The organism is Mesorhizobium sp. M4A.F.Ca.ET.020.02.1.1 (genome assembly GCF_004022645.1).
Classification (GTDB): domain Bacteria; phylum Pseudomonadota; class Alphaproteobacteria; order Rhizobiales; family Rhizobiaceae; genus Mesorhizobium.
This window is the reverse complement of sequence record NZ_RZOI01000263.1, coordinates 1-7,433: the sequence shown is the minus strand read 5'-3', so window position 1 is coordinate 7,433 and position 7,433 is coordinate 1. Positions and strand designations below refer to the sequence as shown.

6 protein-coding genes are annotated in these 7,433 nt (G+C 65.2%); 2 read left to right on the top strand and 4 right to left on the bottom strand.

The features are described from left to right. The first annotated feature begins 30 nt into the window (after positions 1–30). The gene (locus tag EN742_RS17510; protein WP_126057333.1) at positions 31–831 is read left to right on the top strand and encodes a DUF2182 domain-containing protein; all 801 of its coding nucleotides are present in this window, start codon (positions 31–33) and stop codon (positions 829–831) included. 13 nt (positions 832–844) lie between these two features. Here the strand turns inward: EN742_RS17510 and holA are convergent, their stop codons facing one another. The 4 genes from holA to mscL all read right to left on the bottom strand — a co-directional run bounded on the left by holA (position 845) and on the right by mscL (position 5,055). Beyond that, complete coding sequence (holA, locus tag EN742_RS17505) at positions 845–1,888, bottom strand: DNA polymerase III subunit delta (protein ID WP_127400717.1); 1,044 nt, start codon at positions 1,886–1,888, stop codon at positions 845–847. Positions 1,889–2,162: 274 nt separating this feature from the next. Continuing rightward, the gene (locus EN742_RS17500) at positions 2,163–3,092 is read right to left on the bottom strand and encodes an IS110 family transposase (protein ID WP_126057235.1); all 930 of its coding nucleotides are present in this window, start codon (positions 3,090–3,092) and stop codon (positions 2,163–2,165) included. A gap of 266 nt (positions 3,093–3,358) precedes the next feature. Continuing rightward, positions 3,359–4,525, bottom strand: coding sequence for a pyridoxal phosphate-dependent aminotransferase (locus EN742_RS17495; protein WP_128333076.1), 1,167 nt, complete (start codon positions 4,523–4,525; stop codon positions 3,359–3,361). A 107-nt stretch (positions 4,526–4,632) separates the two neighbouring features. Further along, a complete protein-coding gene (gene mscL / locus EN742_RS17490; protein WP_126056569.1) occupies positions 4,633–5,055 on the bottom strand; it encodes a large conductance mechanosensitive channel protein MscL in 423 nt (140 codons plus the stop codon). 244 nt (positions 5,056–5,299) lie between these two features. On the opposite strand from mscL, the gene EN742_RS17485 reads away from it, so the two are divergent. Beyond that, the coding region (locus EN742_RS17485; protein WP_189375419.1) for a PAS-domain containing protein at positions 5,300–7,433 on the top strand (2,134 nt) is incomplete at its 3' end.

The following is a 7,433-nucleotide window of genomic DNA, read 5'->3' as shown; positions in this document are numbered from 1 at the left end:
ACCTGGTCCGGCCAGCAATAGGCCTGGAGCATGGTCGGACCGGACCCGCTGACGCTGCAGCGAAACATCATTCTCGCGCTGTTGATCGTTGTCGCCACGGCAGCCTGGTCCTTGCTGATCTGGCAGCGGATCGGCATGGACACCGACATGCCGATGGAAATCTACTCACCGACCATGGGCATGCAGGCGCCGCTGTTTCTTGCAGTGTGGACGATCATGATGATCGCCATGATGTTCCCGACGGCCGCGCCGATGATCCTGACGTTTCACCGTGTGCAGACCGGCAAACAGGGGCGCGGCGATGCCTTTGTCTCGACCTGGATCTTCGTGGCCGGGTACATGCTGGTCTGGGGGGTGATGGGCGTTCTCGCCTTTGCCGGCGCGGCGGGCGCGGAGATGCTTGCCGGGCGTGTGGGATTGTCCACGGCGATGGCCGCGCGCATCGGCGGCGCGCTGTTGATGGTTGCGGGCGCGTACCAACTTTCCCCACTGAAAGATCTGTGCCTGGCCAAGTGCCGCACGCCAATCGGCTTCATACTGACCTCATGGCGCGATGGTCCTTGGGGCGCGGTACATATGGGCGTAAGGCACGGGTTGTTTTGCCTGGGCTGCTGCTGGCTCCTGTTTCTCGCTCTTTTTCCGCTCGGGATCATGAGCATTGCGGCAATGGCCGTGGTGACACTGCTGGTCTTTGCGGAAAAGACCCTTCCGGCAGGAGAGCGGATTGCAAAGGTATCGGGGGTCGCCTTGCTGCTTTACGGCGCGGCGGTGCTGGTGTTTCCGCAGGCGCTGCCAACCTTCCAGGCGGCGGACGGGATGATCATGAATTGACAATGGAAGGCAGCTACCGCTGCCCAAGCCTCGCGCTCTCCACCGCGATGCCGAGCAGCGCCTGGCGCGCCAGGGCTTCGGACAGGTCCGGCCTCCGGCGTGTCTGCAGCACCGCGGTCTGCAGCCGGTTGAGCGCCCGGCCAAGCGCCTCGACGCTCCAGCGCTCCAGCGCCTTCTCCACCAGCTTGCGCCGCGAGAAGAAAACCGGCGGCCGGGCGCCAGCGACGACCGAGGCGGCGTTGCGGCCGCCGCCCTCCATCTGGCCGCGCATCGCCTGGATCGCCTGCAATTGCCGCATCGCCGCCGACAGCACCAGGAAGGGCTGGCCGCCGCCCTGGCAGTGTCGCGTGAAAGCGGTGTCGAAATCGGCGATCTTCCCGTCCAGCAGCGCATCGACGGCATCGTCGAAAGAGGCGCCTGACACGTCGCCGGACGTCGCCCTGACGTCGTCGACGCCGATCTCCTTCTGGCCGTGGACGTAGAGCACCAGCTTCTCGATCTCGCCGCGCGACGCCAGCCGGTCGCCGCCGAGATTGCGACGCAGCGCCTGGCGCGCCTCCAGCGTCATCGACATGCCGGCCTTGCGCAGTTCGTCGTCGATGACGGTGTCGATGTCCCTCGCCTCATCGGCATAGCAGGGCAGGGCGATGGCGTTGCCGGCGGCCTCGACGATGGCGCGCAGGCCGGTGCCCTTCTTCAGGTCGCCGGCCTCGATGAGGATGATCGCGTCCCGCGCGGGCTCCGATGTCAGCGCCTTGACGTCGTCGGCCAGCGCTTTCTGGCCGCTGGCGTTGCGCACCCAGAGCAGCCGCCGGTCGGAAAACATCGGCACGGTGCGCGCCTCGTCGAGCAGGCGGCCCTGGTCGCGGTCGACTTCCGCGCCGTCCAGCCTGACGACCGAGAACGGATCGTCGAGCGGCAGGCCGGTCTTGCCGGCAAAAGCCCTGGCGCGCTCGGCGACCAGCCCGCGATCGGGTCCGTAGAGCAGGACGATGGACATGGCCGGGTCCGGCCGCGCCAGCCACGAATCGACCTCGTATCCTTTCTTCTGTGCCATGCGGGGTGAGTTAGCATGAGGCGGGGCGGGTGAACCAGAGTTTCGGCAACTTGCAGAGGCCTTGGCTCGCGCGGCGATTGTTTCGATGTCGGATGATTCATAGCTGACCGCCGGCGCCGCCCCTCATCCGCCTGCCGGCACCTTCTCCCCGTATAGTGACGGGGAGAAGGGGCTGGCCGCGACGTTGGCGCCCTTCTTGCGACGTTGATGATTGGCGAAACGGGGGACACAGCGCCCTTCTCCCCGTTCACGGGGAGAGCGACTGTCTTGGCTGTCAAGCTGTTTGCCATGGTTTTTGGTCGCGGATGATGGCGTTGAGAATGGTCAGCAGCTTTCGCATGACGGCCACGACGGCGACGATCTTCGGCTTGCCAACCTCGACGAGGCGGTCGCGAAAGGCCTTGAGGACCGGATTGTGGCGTATGGCGACGAGGGCAGCCATGAAGAGGACGGCGCGCACGCGGCTCCTGCCGCCGCCGATGAAGCTCTTGCCACGCCATGTGCCGGACTGCCTCGTCCATGGTGCGAGACCTGCAAGCGCTGCGATCTGGCGCCGGTCGAGGCTGCCCAACTCCGGCATCTCGGCGATCATGGTGCGGGCAACGGTGGGACCGATGCCTGGCACGGAGGACAGCAGTTTTTCCCGGACCCGCCAGAGCGGCGACTTGCGGATATGATCGTCCAGGTCGGCATCGAGGCTTTCCAACTCACGCCTGAGCGCGGCGAGCAGGCGCTTGATGCTCTTTTGCGCCTGTCTTGCGTTGACCGTGCGGGCGCGGTTCTCTTCGGCCACGATCATCTGCACGATCTGGCGCCGGCGCGTGACGAGATCGGCCAACGTCCTGGTCTCGGCATCGCGCAGCGGCCGCAGTTCCGGCTTGGTCGCAGCTATGAAGGCTGCGATGACGGCAGCGTCGATCGGATCGGTCTTGGCCCGCTTGCCGAGCGCATTGGCATAGGCCCGGATCTGCGCTGGATTGACCACGACAACCGAAAGGCCGGCGCTCGCCAAAGTGGCGACCGCCAGTTGCTCGTAGCCTCCCGTAGCCTCCAATCCGATTGCCGTCGGAGAAAAGGCTGCAAGACGTCGAGCCAGCTCCTCCACCCCGGCATGGTCGTTACCAACCGAAAACGCTTCACCGGACGGCAAAACATGCACATCCAGCCGATCCTTCGAAACGTCGATGCCAACAACGATTTCCATCCTATCCCATCCTTGCCTAATCGGGCTTCGCTTGCGGCCCAGGCGACTGTTCGGGGTCGATGGAACGGCGGACGAAGACCCTCGCTCTCCCACGGGCTTCAAGGCCCAAAGATGCTCCGGTCTCTCGTCCGCCACCGCACCTGCTGCAATAGCAGAGTCGGCAAGGGACAAGTTACAAAGGTGCCGGCAGGCGGATGAGGGGGGGCACCGCCCTTGAAAGTAAGCCGTTCAGGCAAGAACTTGCCTGACGCACAATCCAGCCTTGCTCAAATCGTTGTCATCCATTTCGCCAGGCGGTGCGCCGCCTCCTCGAGCTGGTCGAGGCGGCGGTGGAAGCATAGCCTGAGGAAGGTCTCGCCGCCGGGTCCGAATGCGGTGCCTGGCGCCAGGCCGACATTGGCATGGTCGACGATGTCGAAGGCGGCGGTGCGGGAATCGGTGATGCCGTCGACCGTGAAGAACAGGTAGAAGGCGCCCTGCGGCACGGTGAAGCGTGCCTTGCCGGTCGCGCCCAGAATGCCGCAGACCAGGTCGCGCGCGGCGTGCGCACGCTCGACCTGTTCGACGATGAAGGCATCCCCCTCGTCGAGGGCGGCGACGGCGCCGCGCTGCATGAACTGGGCGACACCCGAGGTCGAATACTGGATCAGGTTCTCGAACACCTGCTGCAAGGCGGGGTGGGTCCTGATCCAGCCGACGCGCCAGCCCGTCATCGCCCAGTTCTTGGAGAAGCTGTTGACGAACAGGATACGGTCTTCCGCCGTCGACACATCGAGGAAGGACGGCGCGCGGCCGCTTCCATAGTGGAAATGCGAGTAGATCTCGTCGGCAATGATCCAGACGCCGCTTTGGCGGGCAAGATCGAGGATCGCCTGCAGCGTCTCCCTGTCAGCGGTCCAGCCGGTCGGGTTGGACGGCGTGTTGACGAACAGCGCCTTGGTGCGCGGCGTGATCGCGGCCGCGATCTTGTCGACGTCGCAGGACCAGCCATTGCCGGACGGATCGAGTGTGACCGCAACCGGAACGGCGCCCGCAACCCCTGCCGCGGCGGCGAAATTCGGCCAGGCCGGCGACAGATAGATCACCTCGTCGCCCTGGCCGGCGAGTGCGTCGATCGCAAGCTGGATGGCATGCATGCCCGACGCGGTGACGATGAATTCCTCCTCGGCGAAGCTCTTGGTGAAATGCCGTCCATAGTAGCGGGCAAGCGCCTGCCGGAGCTCCGGAATGCCCTTCTGCCAGGTGTAGAAGGTCGCGCCGGCGGCCAGCCCGCGGGCGGCGGCATCGCTGATGAAGGAAGGCGTCGGCAGGTCACCCTCGCCGGCCCAGAGCGGGATCATGCCGTCGCGCAGCCGGCCGTGGTTGATCACGGCCACGATGCCGCTTTCGGGCGCGGCGCGCGCCTCGGCGCGCAAGGTCTGAATGAGCGTCATGCAAAAATCCGTTCCGTTTCGCGACTGCTAGCGCCTTTTACGACGGCCGAAAACAGAAAACCCCGGCCGCGAGCGACCGGGGTTTTGGTCCAGAAATCCGCTTCGCGCTATTTCCTGGCCAGCAGATCGCGAATTTCGGTAAGCAGTGCGATATCGGCCGGCGGCGGAGCAGCTGGTGCTGCAGGCTTCTCGCGCTCGAGCCGCTTGCGCATGCCGTTCACGGCCTTGACCATCAGGAAGATGATGAAGGCAAGGATGAGGAAGTTCAGCACCGCGGTGATGAAGCTGCCATAAGCAAAAACGGCGCCCTCTTTCTTGGCGTCGACCAACGCCGCCGAATGAACGTTCGAGGACAGTCCAAAGAAGTAGTTGTTGAAGTCCAGCCCGCCGAAGATCGCACCGACGATCGGCATGATGACGTCGTCGACCAGCGAAGTAACGATCTTGCCGAAGGCGGCGCCGATGATGACGCCGACGGCCAGGTCCATGACATTGCCCTTGGAAATGAATTCCTGGAATTCTTTCAGCATTCGACCCTCCTTGCCGTGGCCATGTTGCCGTCCCCAGCTTCCGCTCGGCGCTAGCCCACGCCCACCATAACAAAAACCCCCGGTTGCAAAACGGGAAAATGGGGCCAAGGCGCCGCTTTCTGCCGGTCAGGGGCGGCCACTGCCCTCCGCCTATGCGCCGAAAGCCGTGATGGACTCGCCCCCAAAGCTGTGGTTGCGTCGGGCATCGGCCGGCGGGAGACCGGCCAGGGAGGAAGTTCGAACCGTGCAAGGCTGGTTCATCGTCATCATCGCGATCGCCTATGTGACGCTGCTGTTCGCCATCGCCAGCCTTGGCGACCGGCGCTCCGCGTCCACGCCAGGCCGGGCGCGACCTTTCATCTATGCGCTCAGCCTCGCCATCTACTGCACCTCCTGGACCTTCTTCGGCTCGGTCGGCCTCTCCTCGGAGCGCGGCCTGGAATTCCTCGGCATCTATGCCGGACCGGTGCTGGTGTTCGTGTTCGGCTTTCCGCTGCTCAACCGCATCGTCAGGCTGGCCAAGACCGAGAAGATCACATCGGTCGCCGACTTCCTCGGCGCGCGCTACGGCAAGAGCTTCGCCGTCTCGGCGATCGCCACGCTGATCGCGACCATCGGCGCGGTGCCCTATATTGCGCTGCAGCTGAAGGCGATCTCCGGCTCGGTCAGCCTGATGGTCGAGCACTACACCGGCTCGCCGCCCTCCTTCGACCCGTTCGTCAGCGACATCTCACTGGTGGTGGCGATGCTGCTCGCGCTGTTCGCGGTGCTGTTCGGCACCCGCCATGCCGACGCCACGGAGCACCAGGATGGGCTGGTGCTGGCGGTGGCGGTGGAAACCGTGGTCAAGCTCGCCGCCTTCCTCGCCATCGGCCTGATGGTGACGTTCCTGATCTTCGGCGGTCCGGGCGACATGTTCGACAAGCTGGCCAACAACGCGCAGGCGCGGCAGGCCATGGGCTACGGCACGTCGCTCGCCACCTGGCTGGTGCTGACCTGCCTCAGCGGATTTGCAATTCTGATGCTGCCGCGCCAGTTCTACGTCACCATCGTCGAGAATCGCAGCGAGGCGGAACTGCGCACCGCGACCTGGGTGTTCCCGCTCTATCTGGTGGCGATCAACCTGTTCGTCCTGCCGATCGCCTTCGCCGGCCTGGCGCTGGTCGGCGACAGGACCAGCAGCGACCTCTACGTCTTGTCGCTGCCCCTGTTCAGCGGCCATGATCTGCTGGCCATGGCCGCCTTCATCGGCGGCCTGTCGGCGGCGACTGCGATGGTCATCGTCGAAAGCGTGGCGCTGTCGATCATGATCTCCAACGACCTCGTCATCCCGCTGTTCGTGCGCCGCCTGGTCAGAACCTCTAGCTCGGAAAACGAGGACTGGTCGACGCTGATCCTCAATGTGCGGCGCGGGGCGATCTTCATCATGCTGTTCATCGCCTTCCTCTATTATCGCGAGAGCACCAACAGCGCGCGGCTGTCCTCGATCGGCCTGATGTCGTTCGCGGCCATCGCGCAGTTTGCGCCGGCGCTGATCGGCGGGCTGATCTGGCGCGGCGCCAACGGCAGGGGGGCCGCGCTCGGTATGGTCGCCGGCATTCTGGTGTGGGCTTACACGCTGCTCCTGCCTTCGCTGGTGGGTCCCGACGCCGACATCATCGTCCACGGCCTGTTCGGTTTCGAGGCGCTTCGGCCGCAGGCGCTGTTCGGCACCGTCGCCGAGCCGCTGAACCATGGCGTGCTGTGGAGCCTGTCGATCAACGCACTGTTCTTTGTGCTCGGCTCGCTCTCCCGCGCGTCGGTGCCGCTGGAGCGCATCCAGGCGGCGATCTTCGTGCCGCGCGAAGCCGGCCCGATGCCCAGCCTGCGCCGCTTCCGCACCGCCGTCACCGTCAACGACCTCAAGGACACGATTTCCCGCTATCTCGGCGTGGAGCGCACGGAGCGCTCCTTCCAGTCGTTCGAGAAGAGCAATGGTGTGACGCTGCATGGCAATGAGCAGGCCAACATGGATGTCACCCGCTTCTCGGAACAGCTTTTGGCGAGCGCCGTCGGCTCGTCCTCGGCGCGGCTGATCCTGTCGCTGCTGTTCCGCCGCAACGATCGCGGTTCCAGGGACGCCTTCCGCCTGCTCGACGACGCCACCGAGGCGCTGCAGCACAATCGCGACCTGCTGCAGATCGCGCTCGACCAGATGGAGCAAGGCATCACCGTCTTCGACCGGGATTTCCGCCTCATCTGCTGGAACCGCCAGTACCGGGCGCTGTTCGGCCTGCCCGACGAAATGGGCCAGGTCGGCGTCTCGCTCGACCGGATCCTGCGCCACCTCGCCGAACGCGGCGATATTGCGGCCGACCAGCGGGTGGCGATGCTCAACC

What these genes read in the sequence shown, in the direction of transcription:
- EN742_RS17510 (WP_126057333.1), top strand. Translation starts at nt 31, where the DNA reads ATGGTCGGACCGGACCCGCTGACGCTGCAGCGAAACATCATTCTCGCG.
- holA (WP_127400717.1), bottom strand. Translation starts at nt 1,888, where the DNA reads ATGGCACAGAAGAAAGGATACGAGGTCGATTCGTGGCTGGCGCGGCCG.
- EN742_RS17500 (WP_126057235.1), bottom strand. Translation starts at nt 3,092, where the DNA reads ATGGAAATCGTTGTTGGCATCGACGTTTCGAAGGATCGGCTGGATGTG.
- EN742_RS17495 (WP_128333076.1), bottom strand. Translation starts at nt 4,525, where the DNA reads ATGACGCTCATTCAGACCTTGCGCGCCGAGGCGCGCGCCGCGCCCGAA.
- mscL (WP_126056569.1), bottom strand. Translation starts at nt 5,055, where the DNA reads ATGCTGAAAGAATTCCAGGAATTCATTTCCAAGGGCAATGTCATGGAC.